Source organism: Bacillus sp. FSL H8-0516 (genome assembly GCF_038635285.1).
Lineage (GTDB): Bacteria > Bacillota > Bacilli > Bacillales > Bacillaceae > Bacillus > Bacillus safensis.
The window spans coordinates 1,300,087-1,321,077 of sequence record NZ_CP152051.1 but is presented as its reverse complement, the minus strand read 5'-3'; the positions used below and the strand labels follow the sequence as shown (position 1 = coordinate 1,321,077).

The window sequence follows — 20,991 nt, the reverse complement described above, 5'->3', positions numbered from 1 at the left end:
AAGTTCCTTGAAAAGAAGGACAAACCATGATTAAATGCAAAAAAGGATTTTTATTCCCCTTTGAGCAAAACAGTTGAAAGTCAAAATAGGTCAGAGTATACTATAGTCAAAGATGGTCAAACAATAGACCATTTTCTTTAACATTCATTGGTCAAATAAAGTCAAACTTTATTTTAAGGAGGTCATGGCAAATGCGTTGTCAACATTGTCAAGTAAATGAAGCAACTATTCGCCTGAATATGCAAGTAAATTCGTCCCGGAGCCAAATGGTTTTATGTGAAGACTGCTATACCTCTTTGATGGAGCAGTCAAAAATGAAAATGGGACCTCAGCTCTTTGGAGGAAGTTCATTCTTCTCTCAGGCAGCAGGTCATGCCCCAAACATGGAGCAGCCAAAGCAAAAAGGCTTACTCGATGAGCTCGGCCGTAACTTAACAGATGGAGCAAATGCTGGTTTAATTGATCCAGTCATTGGCCGTGATGAAGAAGTCGCAAGAGTCATTGAGATTTTAAATAGAAGAAATAAAAATAACCCTGTTCTTATTGGTGAACCAGGCGTTGGGAAAACAGCGATCGCAGAAGGACTCGCGCTCAAAATTGCGAGCGGCGATGTGCCAAATAAATTAAAGAACAAACAAATCTATTTATTAGATGTCTCCTCACTTGTCGCAAACACAGGGATACGCGGTCAATTTGAGGAAAGAATGAAGCAGTTAATCAAAGAACTGCAAAGCCGTAAAAATATCATCTTATTTGTAGATGAAATCCACCTTCTTGTGGGCGCAGGATCTGCAGAAGGATCAATGGATGCTGGAAACATTTTAAAACCAGCCCTTGCAAGAGGTGAACTGCAGCTAGTAGGTGCGACGACATTAAAAGAATATCGCCAAATTGAAAAAGATGCTGCACTCGAACGGCGCTTCCAGCCCGTCATCGTAGATGAGCCAACACAAGATGAAGCGATCGACATCTTAAAAGGCATTCAAGATAAATACGAGGCTTATCATGGCGTCACCTATTCAGATGAAGCAATCAAAGCGTGTGTTCAATTATCTTCGCGGTATATTCAAGACCGTCATTTACCGGATAAAGCCATTGATTTAATGGATGAAGCTGGTTCAAAAGCGAACCTCTCCATTGATGCAGCAAGTGAAGATGAGCTGACAAATCGATTAACGGAAATTGCCGCAGAAAAACAAGCTGCGCTAAAAGAAGAACAATATGAAAAAGCAGCGAAGCTTCGCGATGAAGAAGAAGCCATTGAAGCAAGACTTCAAAACAAAACAACTGAAAAAGAGCATATCGTTACAGCAGAGGACATTCAGGCCATTGTGGAACAAAAAACAGGCATTCCTGTCGGGAAACTCCAAGCAGACGAACAAACCAAAATGAAAGAGATTGACGTCCGTCTAAAAGCACGAGTGATTGGGCAGGAGCATGCGGTTGATAAAGTGGCCAAAGCCGTGAAAAGAAGCAGAGCTGGATTAAAATCGAAACATAGACCAACAGGCTCCTTCCTTTTCGTTGGCCCAACAGGTGTCGGGAAAACCGAATTGTCTAAAACGTTAGCTGAAGAATTATTCGGTTCAAGAGATGCGATCATTCGTTTAGATATGAGTGAGTACATGGAAAAACACTCTGTGTCCAAACTCATCGGTTCTCCTCCTGGTTACGTTGGACATGATGAAGCTGGCCAGCTGACTGAAAAAGTGCGCAGAAAACCATACAGCATCATTTTGCTGGATGAAATCGAAAAAGCACACCCAGATGTACAGCACATGTTCCTGCAAATCATGGAAGACGGCCGCTTAACAGACAGCCAAGGCAGAACGGTCAGCTTTAAAGATACAGTCATCATCATGACAAGTAACGCAGGCACCGCAGATAAAACAGTCAAAGTGGGCTTCCAATCTGATCAGGAAGAAGCGTTTGAGGAACAATCACTCATTGATTCACTGAGCAGCTACTTCAAACCAGAATTTTTGAACCGTTTTGACAGCATCATTCAATTTGATTCACTAGACAGAGAGGATTTAGTGAAGATTGTTGATCTTCTGCTCAATGAGCTGTCAGAGCAATTAAAAGAGCAGAATTTAACAGTTCATGTCACAAATGAAGCAAAAGAAAAGATTGCAGAGCTTGGATATCATCCTGCATTTGGTGCTCGTCCACTTCGAAGAACCATTCAAGAGCACGTTGAAGACCAAATGACGGAGATCCTGCTTGAAGAGGAGCAGCTTTCTGGATTTACTGTGGATGTTGAACATGACGAAATCGTCGTAAAAAAAGGATAACTACATCTTCAGGATGATATGCACCTCCATCATGTTGCGGCGTCTAAGTTCCATCTGAACGCCGACGCTCCCCCGCCTCTTTTCCTTTACGATAAAAGAAAAAGAGGTGGATCACATGATGAATTGGAGCTACGATCTTGTCAAAATCATATATGAAGAAAAATTAAAAGAGCTGCTTGATTTAGATGAACCCGCTCAAAACGATTAAATGGAGACTCCCTTTATATGAGAGGGAGTTTCTTCTTTTACATATTTAGAAAGCGCTTTCGTCAAAAATTCTTCACAGAAACTGTCTTAATTTTATATTCTGACTAAAACCATTCTAGAACACACCGATATTAACTATAGAAAAAGATAGTTAAAGGATTTGGTGAGATAATGGACAAAACATCGTTAATTGGTATTATTTTAGCATTTATTGCACTGGGTGTCGGTATGGTTTTGAAAGGTGTGAGTCTAACTGCTCTTCTCAACCCGGCGGCTATATTAATCATTATTGTTGGAACGGTTGCAGCTGTTGTCATCGCATTCCCTTCTAGTGAAATTAAGAAAACACCAAAATTGTTCGGAAAAATTTTCAAAGACAGCCAGCTTCCAACGATTCAAGAAATGATCCCTCTATTTTCAAACTGGGCACAAATTGCGCGTCGTGAAGGTCTTTTGGCATTAGAAGCAAGTCTTGAGGAAGTCGATGATGATTTTCTAAAGAACGGGTTAAGCATGGCAGTTGACGGCCAAAGTGCTGAATTTATTCGAGACGTCTTAACAGAAGAAGTTGACGCCATGTCTGAACGACATCAGTCAGGTGCATTAATCTTTACACAAGCTGGTACATACGCTCCGACGCTAGGGGTACTTGGCGCCGTTGTCGGACTTATTGCCGCACTTGCCAACATGGGAGATATTGAGGCACTTGGGCATGCAATCAGTGCTGCCTTCGTCGCCACACTGCTTGGGATTTTTACCGGGTATGTATTATGGCATCCATTTGCCAACAAGCTGAAGCGTAAATCAAAGGAAGAAGTAAAGCTTCGTCTGATTATGATCGAAGGTATTCTGTCTGTTCTTGAAGGTCAGTCTCCAAAAGTCATTGAACAAAAACTTCTTATGTACTTACCAGCAAAAGAACGTGCAAATCTTGTCATTGAAGAAGGAGAAAATCAAAATGGCTAGGAAACGTAAAAACCATGATCATGAAGACCATGTAGATGAATCTTGGCTTATCCCTTATGCCGATCTTCTGACGCTTCTTCTCGCCCTCTTCATTGTGCTTTTTGCATCTAGTTCAATTGATGCGGCAAAATATGAACAGATGGCTAAGTCTTTTAATGTAGTTTTTACTGGCGGTACCGGTGTTATGGATCAATCCAGCATGCAAAGCACGGAAGAAACTGAAAACAGCAACCAGGTCAAGAAAGCAGCCGAGGAAGAGAAAGATGAAGAAGCCAAAGCAAAGGCTAGGGACCAAGCGGTTCTCACAAAGGTCAAAAAGCAGGTCGATTCATTCATTGCAAATAAAAAACTTGGTGCCAAGCTCGAAACAAAGCTTACGGATGAAGGACTTCTCATTACGATTGAAGACAGTATCTTCTTTGATTCTGGGCGGGCAGTTATTCGCCCTCAAGATGTCCCGTTAGCAAAAGAAATCTCAAAACTGCTCGTCATTAATCCCGCACGTGACATTGTCATTAGCGGACATACAGATAATGTACCGATCAGAAATTCAGAATTTGAATCAAACTGGTATTTAAGCGCCATTCGCGCTGTGAACTTTTTAAATATTCTTCTTGAAAACAGCAATCTAAACCAAGAGAACTTTAGTACAAAAGGATACGGCGAATTCAAACCGATTGCCTCAAACGATACAGCAGAAGGCAGAAGTAAAAACCGGCGTGTAGAAGTACTCATTTTACCGATTGAGAAAAAAGCGAAATAAAAAAAGAAGCCAGGGGCTTCTTTACAGATTGTTGACAAAGGGCTAAAATGATCTCTATTTTAGCCCTTTGTCTTCTTTTCAGCGTGATAGAATACCTTTGCAGTCTAGGAACGAGCACCGGCACGCAGGACTAACGCCGAATGCGAGGAATTGCCTGCACGCTGAAAAGGAAGCCAGCGGCTTCCTTTTTATTTAGTCTTGATGATCATATAAATGCTTTGCACGCAGCCCTACATGTTTGAGCATATCAATGCAGACATCTTTCTCTTCTTCGCTCAGGACACTGATCATCTCATGAATTTCTTTCGCATGATCTGGGAAGATGTCATCAAGCAAAGCTCGTCCCTGCTTGGTAATATGCGCAAATGTCACTCTGCGGTCTTCTGCACAAGCCTTGCGACTGAGAAGTTCTTTCTTCTCCAATTTATCGACCACATACGTGATGCTGCCGCTTGCAAGTAAAATCTTATCACCGATTTGCTGAAGCGGCTGATCACCTTTATGATATAGCAATTCTAGCACAGCAAATTCAGTTGGATTCAGCCCGTGCTTCACAATATGTTTGTTCATGTGATGATTAATTGAGCGATAGGCACGTGATAATACAATAAATAGTTTCAATGATTTTTCAACATTATGATTTTCCATTTTTTATCATCCTTTATGAAATGCAACCTACTAATGTGACATTAATAAACAATAAGTAAAATGTCAACATTTTGATCCATCTTTAGCACGAAAATGAGACCAGAACGAATCACCTAATTTTTTAAAAATCACACAAGTCATCGTAATAAAGATAGGTTCAATGCTATAATAAGTCTATTAGGTAATACGTTGGAGCGATGAATGATGAGTATACTGAAAGGGTTTTGGAAGAAGATCAGGCTTTACCTTATTTTGGTCATGCTTCCAACCCTAATCATTAGTTATTTTATCTACGAAAAAGAAACTGAAAAAATCGATTTAAAGAACAAACAAACCGCTACACTTATGTTAAATATTCACAAAAACCAAATGAATTATTTAATAAGTGAGACAGAAGCGAGATTAACTTCCCTTGCCATGGGATTTGACCAGCCGCTTGAGACGAAAAAAGTACAAAACATCCTAGAGAAAATCTATAAACAAGAACCTCGTTTTTCAGGTCTGTATCTCCTAGACAAAAAAGGAAATGTAACAGCAAGCACCACCCCGTTAAAGGAAAAAATCAACCTATCATTCAGAGATTACTTTAAACGCATTCAAGTGACCAAGCAGACCGTGATCACAGACAACTATGTGAGCCGAATTACAAAACAGCGGATTCTCTCCATTTGTGTGCCTGTTCTCGATGAAAACGAAGAGGTCACCAATGTACTGATTGCCGCCATTCAAATTGATTATTTAAGAAATATTATGAATGTATTGAACCCTGATCTTCATTTTAAGATGCTGAATCAAAATGGACATGTTGTGTTTACAAGCGGTCCACAGCCAGTACCCGAGGGCGGCAGCACCGTGTCTACATATTTAGATGAAAACAGCTGGAAGCTGGAGGTCTTTCCGCAGCGTGCTTCAACTAGTGAAGTGCTGTCTGTGATGCTCATCCCTTTATCCAGTGCGTTTATTTTATTAAATATTTTATTCACACTCGTCCAATATATCGTGTTAAGGCGGCAAACTCAGCAGGAGCGTCATGAAAATGAAGCGCAAAAGCTTGAATTGATCGGAACACTCGCAGCAAGTACAGCACACGAAATTCGCAACCCATTAACAGGGATTAGCGGATTTATCCAGCTATTGCAAAAGAAGTATCATTCAGAAGAAGATCAGCTCTATTTTTCTGTCATCGAGGAAGAAATTAAACGGATCAACCAAATCGTCAGTGAATTTCTTGTATTAGGAAAACCAACGGCAGAAAAATGGCAGAATAACTCTGTAAAAGAAATTGTAAGTGAGATCATGCCGATCGTTTTCTCTGAGGCAAACCTTTATAATGTGGAAGTGGATTTGCAAATCAATACGATTCAAGATGTGGGCGTGTATTGCACAAAGGATCATATTAAACAAGTCGTTTTAAATGTAGCAAAGAACTCTTTAGAAGCGATGCCAAACGGCGGTCATTTGAAGATTGTGATCGAAGCTGAAAAAGAACATGTCATCATTAAAGTAGAGGATACAGGTGAAGGCATACCAGAAGAGATGTTAAAGCACATCTTCCTCCCCTTTATTACGTCGAAGGAAAAAGGCACAGGTCTTGGGCTTGTCGTGTGTAAACGAATCATTTCGATGTATGGCGGAACAATTGATATTCATAGCGAAGTGAATAAAGGAACGACTGTTATGATCATGCTTCCTTCTGCTCACTCAGCATAACTGAAGATGTCAGCCGGTTTTGCTTATGCAAGACCGGTTTTTCATGTCAATAAGAGGGGCGGTTCACAGATAAAAGACTCATTTGAGACACAAGATCATGAAAGGAGGGGGCAGATTGTTTCTCATGAAAAAGAAGATGCTGATACTCATTCATCAGGTTGTCCAGTTCTTGACTATATTTAATTGTCTTCTCACCAGTGTACCCTTCCACTTGAGCAGCTTCTACCATTTGTTTTCTCTTCTCATCAATGGACATCAGCAATTGTTCTTTCCTTACATAAATATTCATGATCTCAGCTCCCGCAATGATTTCGACTGTCTATGCTCAAAATGATCCGACACCAAAATTATACTTTATTTGTAAATTAAATTAAATATGCTTATTTTATTTAATTTTTTACAGCCTAAAGACCTTTTACCCAATCAAATTTGGGGGTAAACTTCAAATTTGGACAGGACTGACACATTGATTAAACAGAATTTTATCCTATGCAGAAGATCAAAATCAACTATTTTCTTTCTCATTTTATGTCTAATTTCCTAAAAAAAAGCTGATCTTCCGCCTCATGCGGAATGATCAGCTCTATCATTAAACCGTTTCTTCCTCGTAAATCGGCACCCAGCCCTCAGTTGTGACAAATATGCGAACTGCGACCACTTTGCGATCCTCTTGAAGTGTAAAGTAATGACGAATGTTTGGCGGCACAGAAATTAAATCACCTGGATTCAATCTCACATCAAAAAAGACGCCATCCTTGCCTTGAATAGCAAAGATTCCGTGCCCGCTCACAATAAAGCGTACTTCATCATCTGTATGGTGATGCTCACGTTTAAAGTTTTGGAGCAGCTCATCAAGATTTGGAGTGGCATCAGACAATGAAATAACATCCTGCGCTTTGTACCCTCTTTTTTCAGAAATACTTTGGATTTCCTTTTGGAAAACAGTCAAAATCTCTTCCTTTTCCTCATCAGTTAAATCATACTTTTCTGATAAACGGTTTGGCAGCTTTTCAATATCCCAGTGCTCATAAATGACCCCTTGGTTTTCTAAATATGATGCTACCTCTTGTTCGTTCTCAAGTAATGTGTTCTCTTGGTTATGAATCAAAATCGTCGCCATGTGCTTTTCCTCCTTTTTATCTTACAAGCTGCTGTTGATAAAGCGCTAATTTTAAGTGATAGCTAAATAAAAATTCATATGCTTCTAATACTCGTTTTGCTTCAAAGGCTGTTTCTCCCCAGACCGTGATGCCATGATTGCGAATAAGTACAGCACCAGATGACGCCTCTAGTGTCAGATGTTTGGCAAATTGCTCTGCAAGCTGCGGAATATGAGCTGGATTTTCAATAATCGGAATCGACACTTCTGCATCCTCTTCCCAATAACCAAGCGCTTTGATGATTTCGTTGCCTTTAAAACGAATCTCTCCCTTATCCCCATACAGCTCTGACATCACATTATTATCGATTGTATGGACATGGAGGCAGCAGCCTGCTTTCGTCCGTTCATACACGTACGTGTGAAGCAGTGTTTCAGCTGATGGTCTAAGCGGTTCGTTCGGATGATGGGGCTGGCCTGCTGCATTTACTAGCACAAAATCTTCGTTTGTTTCTTTTCGTTTATCTTTGCCGCTTGCCGTCACCAAAAACGTGATTGGATCATCCGACACCTTGATCGATAAATTACCGCTTGTTCCGAAAAACCAATCTCTTTGGGCCAGTTCACGTTTAACGTCTGCTAGCTCCTGCCAGCGTTTGCTCTTTGCGTCTGCCATTCCTTCACTTCCTTTATTTGAACAAATTGCGCGTGTAGATCAATAAATGTGTCATACTCCTTATGTACGAGCCCGAGCTCTTGACATTCATTGAGTAAGTAGTCTCGCGCAAACGTAAGATCCGCATGCTTCGCCGCCTCCACATCAGTCACTGAATCTCCGATCATGATGATGAAGTCATCCTCATGAGTCAGCTTTCGAATGATTGAGGGCTTGCAGCATCCGCAGCCATTTTGACATTGCGTATCACAGGCATGCGGCCATTCAATCTGAATATGGTCTTCCCCAAATGATGCATGGTTGCAATAAATATCGTCTCGATCGACAATGCCTTCGAGGATAGGGTAGACAAAAAAGTCCATCCCCCCGCTAAGTACATAGAAAGGAATATCTGCTTTTTTTACCTCATCCACAAATTGCTTAAATCCTTCTCGAATCTCTGTATCCTCTAAAATAAATGATTGAATGGCATCCTTCTGATCACTTGTCAGTAATTGAAACATTTGCCCGACGCCTTCTTGAATGGTGATTTCCTTTGACAGGACACCATCCTTCAACTTCGTCCATTCACTTGGTGCAAACTGTTTCATGATGCGGATGATATTATCATTTTTTGTAATTGTTCCATCAAAATCACAACACACAATTGGTTTTTTCATTATTCTGCTACCCTTCCCCAAAGATCAAGTGCCGCTTTTAAGTCTTGGCAGGAAGCCGCCTTATCTTGGATGGACTCTTCATGAATCACGGCATCAATGATCGAACGAAATGCCTTCCCTCCGCCGATGGCTCCCCGCGGATGTCCGTGAATGCCTCCGCCTGCATTTATCACATGATCAATTCCAAAATCTTTGATCAATACTGGAACCATTCCTGGATGAATGCCTGCTGACGGGACAGGGAATGTTTTTTGAACCGTATCCTCTTTCACGCAAGCTTCATAGATTCCAAGGGCATCTTTTTTCGGAAGTGCAACCGACCCATAAGGTGAGGGGAAAAGGCTCAAATCAGCGCCAGCATATCGATTTAATTTGCCTAAAAGAAGAGAATGCGAGAATCCATATTCAGGAGAGGATGTCAAAGCACCACTCACAGCGGGATGCGCCATAATCGGCAGTGGAATGTTTGGGTCCTCAGCTAGGCTTTGCATAACATCCAGGCCGTAAGCAAAGACATTGAATAAGAGCGCATCTGCCCCAAGTTCAGCGGCCTTTCTCGCCCGATCCTTCAGGTCAAAGGTTCTGCCCGTTAAATTGACAGCATACAGTGTGCGGTGTCCTGTCTCTTCATAGGTTTCTTTTAAAATCGCTTTTCCTTCTTTGATTCGCTCTTCAAAAGGAGCTAATGGACTTTCAAATAAAATTTCATCGTCTTTGATGAAGTCAACCCCGCCTAATGCCTGTAAACGGAGCTGCTCTTTTAAATCCTGCATATCACGGCCGATAACGCCTTTAAAAATACTCATCAATAATGGACGATCAAACACATTTACCTTTTTTCGAATGCCATCAATTCCAAATACAGGTCCTGGCAGGCTTTTTTTAAATTCTTCAGAAAATTGGATATCGACTAGCTTCACTTTTCCATCTAGTGAAAGCTTTCCAAAAATCGTCGTGAAAACTGCTGGTAAATCAGCTGAAAAGTTTGCCTCAGGATAAGCAATCGTCACCTCTGATTGATAAAGACCATTTTCGGCTGGAGCAGCTTTTTCTAATACTTTTTCAACTCGGCCTTTATGCTTTTGAAGCTGCTCCTTTTTGAGCTGCGGCAAATCCGTCCATGATCCCACTGTTAAACCAAGCGCGATCTGCTCCGCTTTTCGATTTATTTGTTCATCCTCTCGATGTGTTAATACGTATGTTGCCAGTAATTCACTCACTAGGAATCCCCTTTCGATTGCGTCATGCATATGTTCAATAAAAAAACCTCTTCAAGTGCTTCTTGAGCGCCTTAAAGAGGTTGTTTCGTGTCATTCATCCGAATCTTATCTCTCAGCGCTTGCTGCAAGAATTAGCACCGTGCTTCATGGAAGTCGGTTGCCGGGCTTCATTGGGCTAGTCCCTCTGCCTACTCTTGATAAGAATATTCAATTTTCTTAAATATTGCCTGAATTATCGCACCATTTTTTTATGTTGTCAATGGCTTTTTTTCAAACAGATTCAAGGCAGCGATGCGCTGAGCAGCTTCTTGTAACCGCTCCTCACTTGTTAGAAGCCCTGCTCTCACGTACCCTTCACCGTGATCACCAAAGCCATTACCTGGCGCAACCACAACATGTGCCTTCTCTAATAATAAGTCAGAAAAGGCTTCAGATGTATATCCTTCCGGCACCTTTAACCAAGCAAAAAATGATCCCTTTGGTGCACTGACTTCCCAGCCAATTTCTTTGCAGGCAGCAATCCATACATTCCGCCTTTTCTCATATCGATCATTTTGCACCTGTACGCACGTTTGATCGCTTAATAGCGCTTCCGCTGCTGCATCTTGAGTGGCTTTAAACAGGGAGACAAACAGATGATCCTGATAAAGCTCAATGGCTTCAATAACAGACGAATTTCCGGCTGCAAATCCTACTCTCCACCCTGCCATATTGTACGTTTTAGACAAGGTGTAAATTTCTATTCCCGTCTCTTTCGCTCCCTCTATTTGCAGAAAGCTGAGCGGCTTTTCTCCATCAAATCCAATGCCGCCATATGCAAAATCATGGACAACACATAGCTTGTGATCTTTCGCAAATGTAACGGTTTCTTCAAAAAATGAACGGCTTGCCGTAGCCCCCGTCGGATTGTTGGGGTAATTTAAGTACATTAATTTTGCCTTTTTCTTATCATCCTCAGGCAGCAAATCGTAGTCAGGTAAAAAATGATTTTTTTCAAGAAGTGGCATGGTTACCATTTGCGCTCCAGCAAGCACAGCGCCTGACCAATAATCAGGATAGCCAGGATCAGGGACAAGAAGCGTATCACCCGGATTCAGCAGGCATTGCGGCAGCTCAACAAGCCCTGCTTTTCCGCCAAATAAAATCGCAATTTCCGTCTTTGGATCAAGTGTGACGCCATATTCTCTTTCATAAAAAGCGGCAGCAGCCTTTTTTAATTTCGCTGTTCCACGGAATGAGGAGTATTGATGATTTTCAGGTTTTGCTACCGCTTCCTGCATGGCTTTTACAATGTGCGGAGGAGTTGGCTGATCAGGATTTCCCTGCCCCAAATTAATGATATCTGCCCCTTCCTGCACTTTTTTCTGCACCTTTTGGACAAGGGACGCAAAAAATTGTTTCGGTAATTGTTTCAACACATCTGATTGCTGGAATTCCATTTCTTCACCTTCTATTCAAGTTACGTGACAATACAATCACTGTAATGGATTGTTTTATGAATTGTAAAGCAATTTTGAAAAAAGATTGACATGTAAAGCGCCGCTCTGATAATATCTTGAATTAAGAAATGCAAACAGACACGAAACAATTACATATTGATTTCTCTTATCGAGAGTTGGGCGAGGGATTTGGCCTTTTGACCCCAACAGCAACCGACCGTTAATACCACTGTGAAGTGGGGCGCAGCAAGTAACGCGCCAAGACAATTGTCTTATAGGGCACGGTGCTAATTCCATCAGACGTATGTGCTGAGAGATAAGAGAGGCTTTGAGCATACACACCATCAAGCCTCTTTCTCTCAGGAGAAAGAGGCTTTTTTATATGATTTGGAGGGGAAGCAATTGGTTACACTTACGGCATCATATGAAGAACTAACAGAAAGCTCGGCAGTTGCACTCGCAATTAGACTTGGTTTGATCCAAGAAAGCAGCCATTTGACATGTACTGAAATTGGTGACGGGAATTTAAATTACGTCTTTCATATTTATGATCACAAACAAGAAAAAGGATTGATCATCAAGCAGGCGCTGCCTTATGCAAAGGTGGTTGGGGAGAGCTGGCCGCTTACATTAGACCGGGCAAGAATTGAAAGTGCCGCCCTGATCAAGCAGTCAGAATATGCGCCGCACCTCGTACCAGCAGTCTACTATTCAGATACAGCTCTTGCAGTGACAGCCATGGAGGATCTCTCTCACTTAGAAATCGTCAGAAAAGGGCTAATTGCCGGAAAACAATATCCACATTTATCTGATCATGTTGGAGAATTTTTAGGAAAAACACTTTTTTACACATCTGACTTTGCTACAAATCCTAAAATCAAAAAACAATTTGTGAAGCAGTTTACGAACCCTGACCTGTGTGATATTACAGAAAAACTCGTCTTCACAGACCCTTTCTTTGATAGTGAAACAAATGACTTCGAAGAAGAATTAAGAGAATCAGCAGAAGCGCTTTGGAAAGATCTTGAGCTGCAAGCCAAAGCAGCGGAATTGAAGCGTATCTTCCTGACATCAGCTGAAACATTGGTTCATGGAGATCTTCATACAGGCAGTATTTTTGCAAATGAGACTGAAACGAAAATCATTGATCCAGAATTCGCGTTTTACGGTCCCTTTGGATTCGATATCGGCCACTTTATCGCCAATCTGTTCCTGAATGCTTTATCTCGCGAGAATGAACACGAGCAGCAGCACCTTTTTGACCATGTCGTCAATGTATGGGCAACCTTCAAAGAAGTGTTCACAAAAGCTTGGAAAGAGGACAGCATTGAAGCGTTTAGTGTATCGGACAGCTTTTTAGAAACAACCTTTGACCGGATTTTAAAAGAAGCGACAGGCTTTGCCGGCTGTGAGCTTGTCCGCCGAACAATCGGTCTTGCTCATGCCGCTGATCTTGATGCGATTCCATCACCAACTAGACGGATTCAGCAGAAAAAAGCAGCACTAACACTCGGAAAAACATTTATCAAACAATATCATACAGTGGAAACAGCGTCTGACCTCGTCGCATTATTCCAGCCATCTGTAAAGGAGTGACGGGTTTTGTCAAAAGAATTTGAAGTCCCCCGTTCTGTCGAATGGGAAGAAAACCGTATCAACATTTTAAATCAGCAAAAATTACCAACCGAAACCGTATTTGAGCATTTATATACGAAAGAAGATGTGTATGATGCGATTGTGTCATTAAAAGTACGCGGAGCGCCTGCGATTGGCATTACAGCAGCTTTTGGGCTGGCGCTTAGTGCGCAAGCCATTGAGACAGAAGAAATGGATGTGTTTAAACAAGAAGTCATTCGAATCAAAGAATATTTAAACAGTGCTCGTCCAACTGCTGTAAACCTCGCCTGGGCATTAGACCGGATGCTGCAGCGCATTCAGCGTGCAGCATCAGTGAATGCAGCCAAAACAGACCTTGTCCATGAAGCCATTCAAATTCAAATTGAAGATGAAGAAACATGCAGACAAATCGGTCAAAATGCTCTTCAGCTCTTTAAATCAGGTGACCGTATCATGACCATTTGTAATGCAGGCTCCATCGCAACGAGCCGGTACGGAACAGCCCTTGCTCCCTTTTATTTAGCCAAAAAGAAAAATCTTGATCTTCACATTTATGCATGTGAAACACGCCCTGTTCTTCAAGGTGCTCGTCTGACAACATGGGAGCTTATGCAAGGCGGCGTGGATGTGACGCTCATTACAGATAACATGGCAGCCCATACGATGAAGGAAAAGCAAATTTCTGCTGTCATTGTTGGTGCTGACCGTATCGCCCGTAATGGAGATACAGCGAATAAGATTGGAACGTTAGGTCTTGCCGTTCTAGCCAAGCATTTTAACATTCCGTTTTTTGTAGCAGCACCGCTTTCAACCTTTGATGTATCCACCCGCGACGGGTCAGATATTCCAATTGAAGAGCGCGACCCGCTGGAAGTAAAGGAATTAAACGGCGTCCCCATTGCACCGCCTGATGTTCAGGTATTCAATCCCGCCTTTGATGTCACTCCTCATCATCTTATTTCAGGCATCATTACAGAAAAGGGAATTATCACATCGAACTATGCAGAAGAGATTGATGCTTTTTTCGCCGAAAGCATCTCCCAATGATCGCAAAAAAGCGCCGTGTTCTTGTCATTTAAGAGCACCGCGCTTTTTTGTTTCTTGATTCGTTTTTGTTAAGATTTCTTTTTTTTGTTCTTCTGTCAAAACGTTCATTTTGACACATAGTGACGTAACGGCATACATTTTACCTTTTTTGCCCCAAAACATGCCAGCGCCCTCCTTTTTCCCTCAACCAACTTTTTTAGCTTAATAAAAGGATATGTCGCTTGACAAACATTTGGAACAGGTCAATCGATTTATTTTTGAACAAATGGGATGCCTTCTAATTCAAGGAGGACCGCTTTCATGTCTGTCTTCGATCCTGCATAGCCCGTCAGAGACCGGTCTTTTCCAATCACCCTGTGACATGGAATAAAAATAGGTAATGCATTTCGTCTGTTAGCTTGTCCGATGGCTCTTACAGCCTTTGGATTGCCAATCGCTTCTGCAATGTCTGCATAGCTTTTTGATTCACCATATGGTATGGCCGACAATGCTCCCCACACCTGCTCTTGGAACGGGGAACCCGCTTGCTTGAGCGGGAGATCGAATACTTGACGCTCACCCTTGAAATATTCATCTAGCTGCTTTTTCGCTTCTTGTAAGACAGGCGTATCTGCTTGCTTTAGATTCGCTGCCTGCTTTTTTGCTAAAAACGGTTCATCATCAAACATCACCTCGATGATGGCACCATCCTTTTCTAGTATGTATAATTCCCCGATAGGTGCGTGATAGACGGTATAATACACGTTACTGCTCTCCTTCTTGTTTCTGCTGCCTAAGTGGCAGCGTGAGATGGAAGACGGTTCCTACGCCTTCCTCACTTTCTACCTCAATGGTTCCTTGATGCTCTTCAATAATTTTATAACTAACCATTAAGCCAAGTCCAGTTCCTCTTTCTTTCGTTGTATAAAAAGGCTCACCTAGACGCTTTAGCTTATCCTCTGCCATTCCGCAGCCTTCATCACGCAGTGAAATGACAATATGCTCCTCACCCTTCCGCTGAATGCTCACATAGACATTTCCTTTGCGCGGCATGACTTCAATTGCATTTTTTAAAATGTTAATAAAGACCTGCTTTAATTGGTTTTGTTCACAATAAATGAGCGGAATCTCATCCAGCACATTGAGATGCATTTGAACATTGCCAAGATTCGCCTGTGCGTGCAGAAGATCCATCGTGTCTTTCACAATCTGCACCACATTTTTTTCTTCATATACAATGGCTTGCGGTTTCGCTAAAATCAAAAATTCGGTGATGATGGATTCAATTCTTTTCAGCTCTGATGTGATGACATTGAAATAGAGCGAATACTCCCCTTCTATATTTCCTTTTAACAGCTGAATGAAGCCTTTTAAGGCTGTCATCGGGTTTCTAATTTCATGAGCAATTCCAGCGGCAAGCTCTCCGACCACATGAAGGGTATCTGATTTTCTCACCCGCTCTTCTAATTCCTTCCGCTCTGTCACATCTCTAAAGATCGCCAAATTCATATTATGGATAATGTTGCGTTTAAAAGAGAATTCCAGGATACGCTGATCTGGATGATTCAGTACAAACGGAACCTCATTATCCATTTCATCTAATGACATCGCCTCGGCAGGCTGAGCCAAATTTTCTATTTGATAAGGGGCAAGGATGTGGAAAAGATTCATTTCTGTTAAATGATCGTCCTTCAATTGAAGCAGCTCGCTGGCAGATGGATTGACTTCAATGATTCGATATTGATTATCAAAAAGAACAATGCCGTCCATTGATCCATTAAATACTTTGCGGAATTTAAGCTCACTTTCGCGCAGCTCCTGCTCCATTCTTTTTCGATCACTTACATTACGTAAAATGGTTAAGTGCTGTCCTTCTAATACCGCATGCTTTGATGTAAACTCAAGCTCTTTATACTGTCCATTTGCCATTTTGAACAATAGCTCTTCCCTTATTTCATGATTCCGGATATAGCGTCTTCTTGTTGGTCTATATCTCTTATCAGATTTGACGAGAAAGTCGGTAAGTTTTTTACCAATCAGCGAGTGCATAGGTAATTCAAAAATTCGGCAGGCTGATTCATTGGCTTTCACAATCTCTCCATCGTCCGCCCATATGATGATGGCATCCATTGCATTTTCGAAAATTTCTCTAAAGCGTTCTTCACTTTTTAACAGCTTCTCTTCCATCAGCCTTTTTTCTGTAATATCCCGCATGATGGACATATAAAAACCACTCATCACATTTGATGTAATGGTGAGTTCGAATAATTTGTGCTGGCCAGATTGTAGAGTAACAGGAAGCTCTCCTTTTGCTTTCCCTGTTTCTTTAAGTGACGTTAAAAGGTGCTGCAAGGCGGGAAGATTTTCTTCTTCGACAAATTCATGTAAATAGCGATCGGTTAAATCAGTCTTTTGCAGCTCAAAGCTCTGACAAAAAGAATGATTCGCATCAATCATGCAGCCATCCTGATCAAAAATGACCATCCCGTCAATGGCTCGGTCAAACAAATCTTTGAACAGCTGCTCATTCATGGAGCGTTCTCGTTCTAATATTTTCTTTGATGAAATATCTCGCATAACGACTATATACTGCTGATTCATGGTGTCGTGCTCTGCGACAAATTCAATGTATTTTGTTTCGCCATTTTCCAGCTGAATAGAGATTTCTCTTTTTAACGTACCTTTTCGAAAAAATAGATCGAGTGAGCATTCAACTTTATCTTTCGGAATGCCATATAGGAAATCTAGAACGGATTTATTGAGGAGGTCTTCTTTCGGTGTCTGGACAAGCCTGCATGTTGCTTCGTTGGCTTGGATGATGTTGAGGTGCTGATCAAATATAAAAATGGCATCGAGCGTCTTATTTAACAGCATTTTTTGCTGCATCAACTCAGTTCGCAAATATTCATTCTCTTTTTCTAATTTTCTGATATCTCCCGCAGGGGTTAACCTATTGCCATCGAGCGTTTCAGTCATTCTCTTACACTCCTTTTCCAGCCTCATTCCTCTACAATATTTCTACAATATTTTCATTGTTCCTTCATTCGACTCATAAAAAAAGATAACTTTTTACACGAAGACTGTCTCATTTATTTCATTTGGATGACAGGATTGTATAACGATTCACTTTTCTTACGCTTCTTTTACAACCGTTCTACAATTTCACATCAAATAGCGAATTAAGCCAAAATGTATTTTAGAATGAGGCAAATAAGGGAACAGTGCACTTAGAACATTTATGTTCGAAAACGAGCAGGAAAGGTGATGTTATGGCATCTTCACGAGATAGTTATTTTGATAATGCGAAATTCCTTCTGATTTTTCTAGTTGTTTTTGGTCATTTGTTACGATCATTCATTCATGATAATGACTGGATGCTCTATTTATACAAGTTTATTTATACCTTTCACATGCCCGCCTTTATTTTAGTTTCTGGCTTTTTTGCAAAAGGGTTTAGAAAACCGGGCTTTATGAAAAAAGTCGCCGTTAAGCTGATCATCCCATATTTAATCTTTCAGGTGATCTATTCGATTTACTATTATCTATTACAGGATCAAAGCATGGCCAATTTAAATCCAATTGATCCGCAATGGTCCTTATGGTTTTTAATTAGTTTATTCTTTTGGAACTTGCTGCTCATTCCTTTTTCAAAACTGCCGTTCCACTGGGCGATGATTGTCAGTTTATCGATTGCATTACTTGTCGGTTATGTGGACAGCATCAGCGATACACTCAGCTTATCACGTACGTTTGTCTTTTTGCCTATGTTTTTAGCTGGATTCTATTTAAAAAAGCAGCATTTTGAATTCATCCGTACAAGCAAAGGAAAGCTGGCAGCACTTTTTGTATTAATGGCTGTGTTCCTGTTTTGCTACTTCTATGAATTTGATTATTCCTTCTTATTTGGCTCAAAGTCGTATGCTTCTCTTGGAGATGAAGGAATGATTGCGGCGATGAAACGAATGGCATGGTATTTGCTTGCATTTGGCGCTACATTCAGCTTCTTTGCATTAGTTCCAACACGCCGTTTCTTCTTTACAAAATGGGGAACAAGAACGTTATATGTTTATTTATTACATGGCTTTGTGATCAAACTGCTAAGAACCACTTGGTTTGATGACTGGGCGCTAAATGCAGCAAGTGTACTCATTTTATTGCTGCTGACCATTTTGTTAACCTTTACCCTGTCTAGCACTTTTGTCAAAACCGTTGCACAGCCAGTGATTGAGCTCAAAATGAACAACTTCATGCGAACGATCACTGGCAGGCAGGGGAGTTATATCAAATAAAAAACGATCCTTCATGGATCGTTTTTTTCTATTTCTTATTCTGCTGACATGCAGCATCTTTCTTTGGCTTCACCAATGTATCAATCCATTTGCTGCTGTTAATATCTCCAAGCTCACTGCCAAATTCCTCTTCTAAAATATCTGGGTCCATTGGCTTTTTATGGTCCTTCATCTCTTTGCTCTTCATATGCTTCTTAGTCACGAGATGCTCCCCCTTGTTTCCCTTTATGAGAATTTCGGTTTGCCTGACGATCTCTTGATTGTTCGTCAAATTGGGTTTGTCCTTGATCATGTGCCATGCTTTCTGTCGGCGTCATATTATTTGTTAATGCTTCATTTTTCGCTGCTTTTCTTTTCATCTACATTCAGTCCTTTTTTGACAGGTTTAGTTCTTCTCTTAATTGGTCAAGGAGTTCTTTCATTTGCTTGACCGTCACTGGCTTTTCCTCAGGTTTTAACTCATAGCCAATTTGCCCATTGGCTTCTAGCGTGGCTTTTTTGAGACAGCTGATGTCAGTGATGCCTTGCTGCTTTAAACGCATTTTAAATTGATCCCTTGTGAGCCTTGTTTTCTTCAGCTTATGATCAAGCATTTCGCCATCTTGTAAAATCACAACCGATTTGCCTGAAAGCAATTTTTCAAAAAAATCCGATTGAATTGACAGCTTTTCCATAATGACAAGTGCCACAATAAAGATGGTAGCTGCATAAATGGTTTCAAGTAAATTATGCTCAATAAAGGGTTGGATAATAATCGATCCGATTGAAATCATGATGACTGTTTGTTGTACAGTTAATTGACTAATGGATTTAGGCCCTGCTATTCTCAGCAGCAAGGTACCAACTAGCAGCATGACAATTGCTTTCCATAATACATCAAGCACGTCTCGTTCACCTCTTACCTATAGATTGCGAACATCCCATATGATTTAGCCAGTTAGATAATGGAAATAAAAAAACAGCATTCAAATGGAATGCTGTTTAACCAATAATGACGCGCTCTTTCGGATAATGATAATTTGCTTCGCTTTCTCTTCGGCCGATTAAATATAAAAAGCTTGGAATGCCGATCCGGCCAATAAACATGACAACCATGATGATACATTTACCAAACACAGTGAGATCTGAGGTGATCCCAAGCGACAGCCCCGTTGTTCCGAAAGCAGAGCAAACTTCAAATAAATTTTCAAGAAGTGTATTATGCTCTGTTAAGGATAACAGGAACGTAGCGCCAAAAACCAAAATAAAGGCCATCATGGTCACCATAAGGGATTTATTAATATCCGCTTGATGAAGCTCCCTCTTGAAGATTTTTATGGACTTATTTCCCCTAGCATAATGAAACAATGCGAGTAAATTAAGGGCAAACGTAGTTGTCCGAATTCCGCCCCCCACAGAGCTTGGGGAAGCCCCGATAAACATGAGCATACATAAAAATAAAAGCGTCGGTTCCGTCAGCTGCGTAATATCTAACGTTGTCAGCCCCCCGCTTCTTGTTGCAGTCGATTGAAACAAAGAATAGAACAAGATTTCGTGCCAGCTTTTCCCTACAAAGCTAAACCCGGCTTCAAGTGCATAGATTCCAATCGCTCCAACAACGACAAGGCCGCCAAACGTGAGCGTGGTGATTTTTGTAAACAATGAGAACGATGCGTGCTTACGGTCCTGATTGAACAAATAATCCTTCACTTCCACGAGCACAGGAAAACCAATCGCTCCAAAGATGATCAGCAGCATCGTAATAAACTGGACGAAATAATCATCTTTGTAAGGGATAAGAGAACTCCCTGTAATATCGAAGCCACCATTGGTTGTCGCACTAATACTCGAAAAGAAGCCATGTAAGAAAGCTCCTTGCACATCGTAATATTTGAGAAAATACATGCTTAAAATCAGCCCGCCGACAAACTCAATCAGCAAAATTAAATATAAAACCTGCTTCATTAGTTTCACAATTCCTGATAAATTGCTTTGATTTTGATCTGCCATGATGAGCTTTCTTTCTTTAATTCCAATTCTTTTTCGCATGACAAGCCATACGAAGGTACCGAGCGTCATGATGCCTATGCCTCCAATTTGCAGAACAAACGCAAGGATCCACATCCCTGTCACACTAAATGTTTGTGAGGTGTCGACAACAGTCAGTCCTGTGACACTTACAGCACTCACCGCTGTAAATAAGGCATCAATGAATGTCCATTTGACTCCCTCTTGATGAGCCACTGGAAGGCTGAGAAGAATAAACGATACGGTCACAGCAAGAAAATAATAAAGGGCAATCAACTGAAACGCTGACAGCCGGTCAATTAGCTTTTTTATAGGATTCATTGTCATTCCTTCTTTTATCTATCTTTTCGAATACCTTTATCATTTTAATG

General features: G+C 41.1%; 21 protein-coding genes and 2 riboswitches. Of the genes, 7 read left to right on the top strand and 14 right to left on the bottom strand.

The genetic code is table 11. The features are described from left to right. Window positions 1-191 precede the first annotated feature (191 nt). The 3 genes from MHB67_RS06490 to motB all read left to right on the top strand — a co-directional run bounded on the left by MHB67_RS06490 (window position 192) and on the right by motB (window position 4,230). Entirely contained in the window at window positions 192-2,294 is a 2,103-nt protein-coding gene (locus MHB67_RS06490) for an ATP-dependent Clp protease ATP-binding subunit (protein ID WP_133743886.1), read from the top strand. 378 nt (window positions 2,295-2,672) lie between these two features. Next, entirely contained in the window at window positions 2,673-3,467 is a 795-nt protein-coding gene (gene motA / locus MHB67_RS06485; protein WP_024424680.1) for a flagellar motor stator protein MotA, read from the top strand. Then, window positions 3,460-4,230 carry a flagellar motor protein MotB gene (gene motB / locus MHB67_RS06480; RefSeq protein WP_024424679.1) on the top strand — a complete coding sequence of 257 codons (771 nt, stop codon included), beginning with the start codon at window positions 3,460-3,462 and terminating at the stop codon, window positions 4,228-4,230. Before motA ends, motB begins: the two co-directional genes overlap by 8 nt. A 192-nt stretch (window positions 4,231-4,422) precedes the next feature. On the opposite strand, the gene MHB67_RS06475 is transcribed toward motB, so the two are convergent. Beyond that, complete coding sequence (locus MHB67_RS06475; RefSeq protein ID WP_024424678.1) at window positions 4,423-4,878, bottom strand: MarR family transcriptional regulator; 456 nt, start codon at window positions 4,876-4,878, stop codon at window positions 4,423-4,425. A 204-nt stretch (window positions 4,879-5,082) separates the two neighbouring features. Between MHB67_RS06475 and MHB67_RS06470 the strand changes: the two genes are divergently transcribed. Next, window positions 5,083-6,588: an ATP-binding protein gene (locus MHB67_RS06470; protein ID WP_024424677.1), complete on the top strand. Its 1,506-nt coding sequence runs from the start codon at window positions 5,083-5,085 to the stop codon at window positions 6,586-6,588. Between the two features lie 46 nt (window positions 6,589-6,634). Here MHB67_RS06470 and MHB67_RS06465 read toward each other — a convergent pair whose 3' ends face one another. From MHB67_RS06465 to MHB67_RS06440, 6 genes are all read right to left on the bottom strand, one after another. Further along, window positions 6,635-6,877, bottom strand: a complete 243-nt coding sequence (locus MHB67_RS06465; RefSeq protein ID WP_024424676.1) for an aspartyl-phosphate phosphatase Spo0E family protein — start codon at window positions 6,875-6,877, stop codon at window positions 6,635-6,637. A gap of 300 nt (window positions 6,878-7,177) precedes the next feature. Beyond that, on the bottom strand, window positions 7,178-7,708 hold the full coding sequence (locus tag MHB67_RS06460) for a cupin domain-containing protein (protein ID WP_103132201.1): 531 nt from the start codon (window positions 7,706-7,708) through the stop codon (window positions 7,178-7,180). 16 nt (window positions 7,709-7,724) lie between these two features. Then, window positions 7,725-8,363: a methylthioribulose 1-phosphate dehydratase gene (locus MHB67_RS06455; RefSeq protein WP_025092328.1), complete on the bottom strand. Its 639-nt coding sequence runs from the start codon at window positions 8,361-8,363 to the stop codon at window positions 7,725-7,727. Further along, window positions 8,327-9,022 (bottom strand): 2-hydroxy-3-keto-5-methylthiopentenyl-1-phosphate phosphatase, encoded by a 696-nt coding sequence (locus MHB67_RS06450; protein ID WP_061109754.1) that lies wholly within the window; start codon window positions 9,020-9,022, stop codon window positions 8,327-8,329. Before MHB67_RS06450 ends, MHB67_RS06455 begins: the two co-directional genes overlap by 37 nt. Then, complete coding sequence (mtnW, locus tag MHB67_RS06445; RefSeq protein ID WP_073204952.1) at window positions 9,022-10,242, bottom strand: 2,3-diketo-5-methylthiopentyl-1-phosphate enolase; 1,221 nt, start codon at window positions 10,240-10,242, stop codon at window positions 9,022-9,024. Before mtnW ends, MHB67_RS06450 begins: the two co-directional genes overlap by 1 nt. A 102-nt stretch (window positions 10,243-10,344) precedes the next feature. Beyond that, window positions 10,345-10,446, bottom strand: a riboswitch (SAM riboswitch). 44 nt (window positions 10,447-10,490) lie between these two features. After that, window positions 10,491-11,681 (bottom strand): pyridoxal phosphate-dependent aminotransferase, encoded by a 1,191-nt coding sequence (locus tag MHB67_RS06440; protein WP_024426831.1) that lies wholly within the window; start codon window positions 11,679-11,681, stop codon window positions 10,491-10,493. A 163-nt stretch (window positions 11,682-11,844) separates the two neighbouring features. Then, window positions 11,845-12,004: riboswitch (SAM riboswitch) on the top strand. Window positions 12,005-12,083: 79 nt separating this feature from the next. Between MHB67_RS06440 and mtnK the strand changes: the two genes are divergently transcribed. Then, entirely contained in the window at window positions 12,084-13,277 is a 1,194-nt protein-coding gene (mtnK, locus tag MHB67_RS06435) for an S-methyl-5-thioribose kinase (RefSeq protein ID WP_056766282.1), read from the top strand. 6 nt (window positions 13,278-13,283) lie between these two features. Beyond that, on the top strand, window positions 13,284-14,345 hold the full coding sequence (mtnA, locus tag MHB67_RS06430) for an S-methyl-5-thioribose-1-phosphate isomerase (protein ID WP_342492860.1): 1,062 nt from the start codon (window positions 13,284-13,286) through the stop codon (window positions 14,343-14,345). A gap of 24 nt (window positions 14,346-14,369) precedes the next feature. Here mtnA and MHB67_RS06425 read toward each other — a convergent pair whose 3' ends face one another. The 3 genes from MHB67_RS06425 to MHB67_RS06415 form a co-directional block, all read right to left on the bottom strand. After that, window positions 14,370-14,507, bottom strand: coding sequence for a hypothetical protein (locus MHB67_RS06425; protein ID WP_162860203.1), 138 nt, complete (start codon window positions 14,505-14,507; stop codon window positions 14,370-14,372). 89 nt (window positions 14,508-14,596) lie between these two features. Then, a complete protein-coding gene (locus MHB67_RS06420; RefSeq protein WP_122631249.1) occupies window positions 14,597-15,088 on the bottom strand; it encodes a methylated-DNA--[protein]-cysteine S-methyltransferase in 492 nt (163 codons plus the stop codon). A 1-nt stretch (window position 15,089) separates the two neighbouring features. Beyond that, complete coding sequence (locus MHB67_RS06415) at window positions 15,090-17,300, bottom strand: PAS domain-containing sensor histidine kinase (RefSeq protein ID WP_257802712.1); 2,211 nt, start codon at window positions 17,298-17,300, stop codon at window positions 15,090-15,092. Window positions 17,301-17,593: 293 nt separating this feature from the next. On the opposite strand from MHB67_RS06415, the gene MHB67_RS06410 reads away from it, so the two are divergent. After that, window positions 17,594-18,613, top strand: a complete 1,020-nt coding sequence (locus tag MHB67_RS06410) for an acyltransferase family protein (protein WP_122631248.1) — start codon at window positions 17,594-17,596, stop codon at window positions 18,611-18,613. A gap of 28 nt (window positions 18,614-18,641) precedes the next feature. Here MHB67_RS06410 and MHB67_RS06405 read toward each other — a convergent pair whose 3' ends face one another. The 4 genes from MHB67_RS06405 to MHB67_RS06390 form a co-directional block, all read right to left on the bottom strand. Further along, on the bottom strand, window positions 18,642-18,815 hold the full coding sequence (locus MHB67_RS06405; protein WP_166644678.1) for a hypothetical protein: 174 nt from the start codon (window positions 18,813-18,815) through the stop codon (window positions 18,642-18,644). Further along, window positions 18,808-18,972 carry a hypothetical protein gene (locus MHB67_RS06400; protein WP_087975542.1) on the bottom strand — a complete coding sequence of 55 codons (165 nt, stop codon included), beginning with the start codon at window positions 18,970-18,972 and terminating at the stop codon, window positions 18,808-18,810. The genes MHB67_RS06405 and MHB67_RS06400 overlap by 8 nt, the downstream gene beginning before the upstream one ends. Window positions 18,973-18,978: 6 nt before the next feature. Then, window positions 18,979-19,497, bottom strand: a complete 519-nt coding sequence (locus tag MHB67_RS06395) for a YetF domain-containing protein (RefSeq protein ID WP_024424666.1) — start codon at window positions 19,495-19,497, stop codon at window positions 18,979-18,981. 97 nt (window positions 19,498-19,594) lie between these two features. After that, window positions 19,595-20,941: a TrkH family potassium uptake protein gene (locus tag MHB67_RS06390; RefSeq protein ID WP_080696318.1), complete on the bottom strand. Its 1,347-nt coding sequence runs from the start codon at window positions 20,939-20,941 to the stop codon at window positions 19,595-19,597. Between the last annotated feature and the right edge of the window lie 50 nt (window positions 20,942-20,991).

What these genes read in the sequence shown, in the direction of transcription:
- MHB67_RS06475 (WP_024424678.1), bottom strand. Translation starts at nt 4,878, where the DNA reads ATGGAAAATCATAATGTTGAAAAATCATTGAAACTATTTATTGTATTA.
- motB (WP_024424679.1), top strand. Translation starts at nt 3,460, where the DNA reads ATGGCTAGGAAACGTAAAAACCATGATCATGAAGACCATGTAGATGAA.
- MHB67_RS06450 (WP_061109754.1), bottom strand. Translation starts at nt 9,022, where the DNA reads ATGAAAAAACCAATTGTGTGTTGTGATTTTGATGGAACAATTACAAAA.
- MHB67_RS06415 (WP_257802712.1), bottom strand. Translation starts at nt 17,300, where the DNA reads ATGACTGAAACGCTCGATGGCAATAGGTTAACCCCTGCGGGAGATATC.
- MHB67_RS06490 (WP_133743886.1), top strand. Translation starts at nt 192, where the DNA reads ATGCGTTGTCAACATTGTCAAGTAAATGAAGCAACTATTCGCCTGAAT.
- MHB67_RS06465 (WP_024424676.1), bottom strand. Translation starts at nt 6,877, where the DNA reads ATGAATATTTATGTAAGGAAAGAACAATTGCTGATGTCCATTGATGAG.
- MHB67_RS06390 (WP_080696318.1), bottom strand. Translation starts at nt 20,941, where the DNA reads ATGAATCCTATAAAAAAGCTAATTGACCGGCTGTCAGCGTTTCAGTTG.
- MHB67_RS06425 (WP_162860203.1), bottom strand. Translation starts at nt 14,507, where the DNA reads ATGTTTTGGGGCAAAAAAGGTAAAATGTATGCCGTTACGTCACTATGT.
- MHB67_RS06440 (WP_024426831.1), bottom strand. Translation starts at nt 11,681, where the DNA reads ATGGAATTCCAGCAATCAGATGTGTTGAAACAATTACCGAAACAATTT.
- motA (WP_024424680.1), top strand. Translation starts at nt 2,673, where the DNA reads ATGGACAAAACATCGTTAATTGGTATTATTTTAGCATTTATTGCACTG.
- MHB67_RS06455 (WP_025092328.1), bottom strand. Translation starts at nt 8,363, where the DNA reads ATGGCAGACGCAAAGAGCAAACGCTGGCAGGAGCTAGCAGACGTTAAA.
- MHB67_RS06400 (WP_087975542.1), bottom strand. Translation starts at nt 18,972, where the DNA reads ATGAAAAGAAAAGCAGCGAAAAATGAAGCATTAACAAATAATATGACG.
- MHB67_RS06460 (WP_103132201.1), bottom strand. Translation starts at nt 7,708, where the DNA reads ATGGCGACGATTTTGATTCATAACCAAGAGAACACATTACTTGAGAAC.
- MHB67_RS06410 (WP_122631248.1), top strand. Translation starts at nt 17,594, where the DNA reads ATGGCATCTTCACGAGATAGTTATTTTGATAATGCGAAATTCCTTCTG.
- MHB67_RS06470 (WP_024424677.1), top strand. Translation starts at nt 5,083, where the DNA reads ATGAGTATACTGAAAGGGTTTTGGAAGAAGATCAGGCTTTACCTTATT.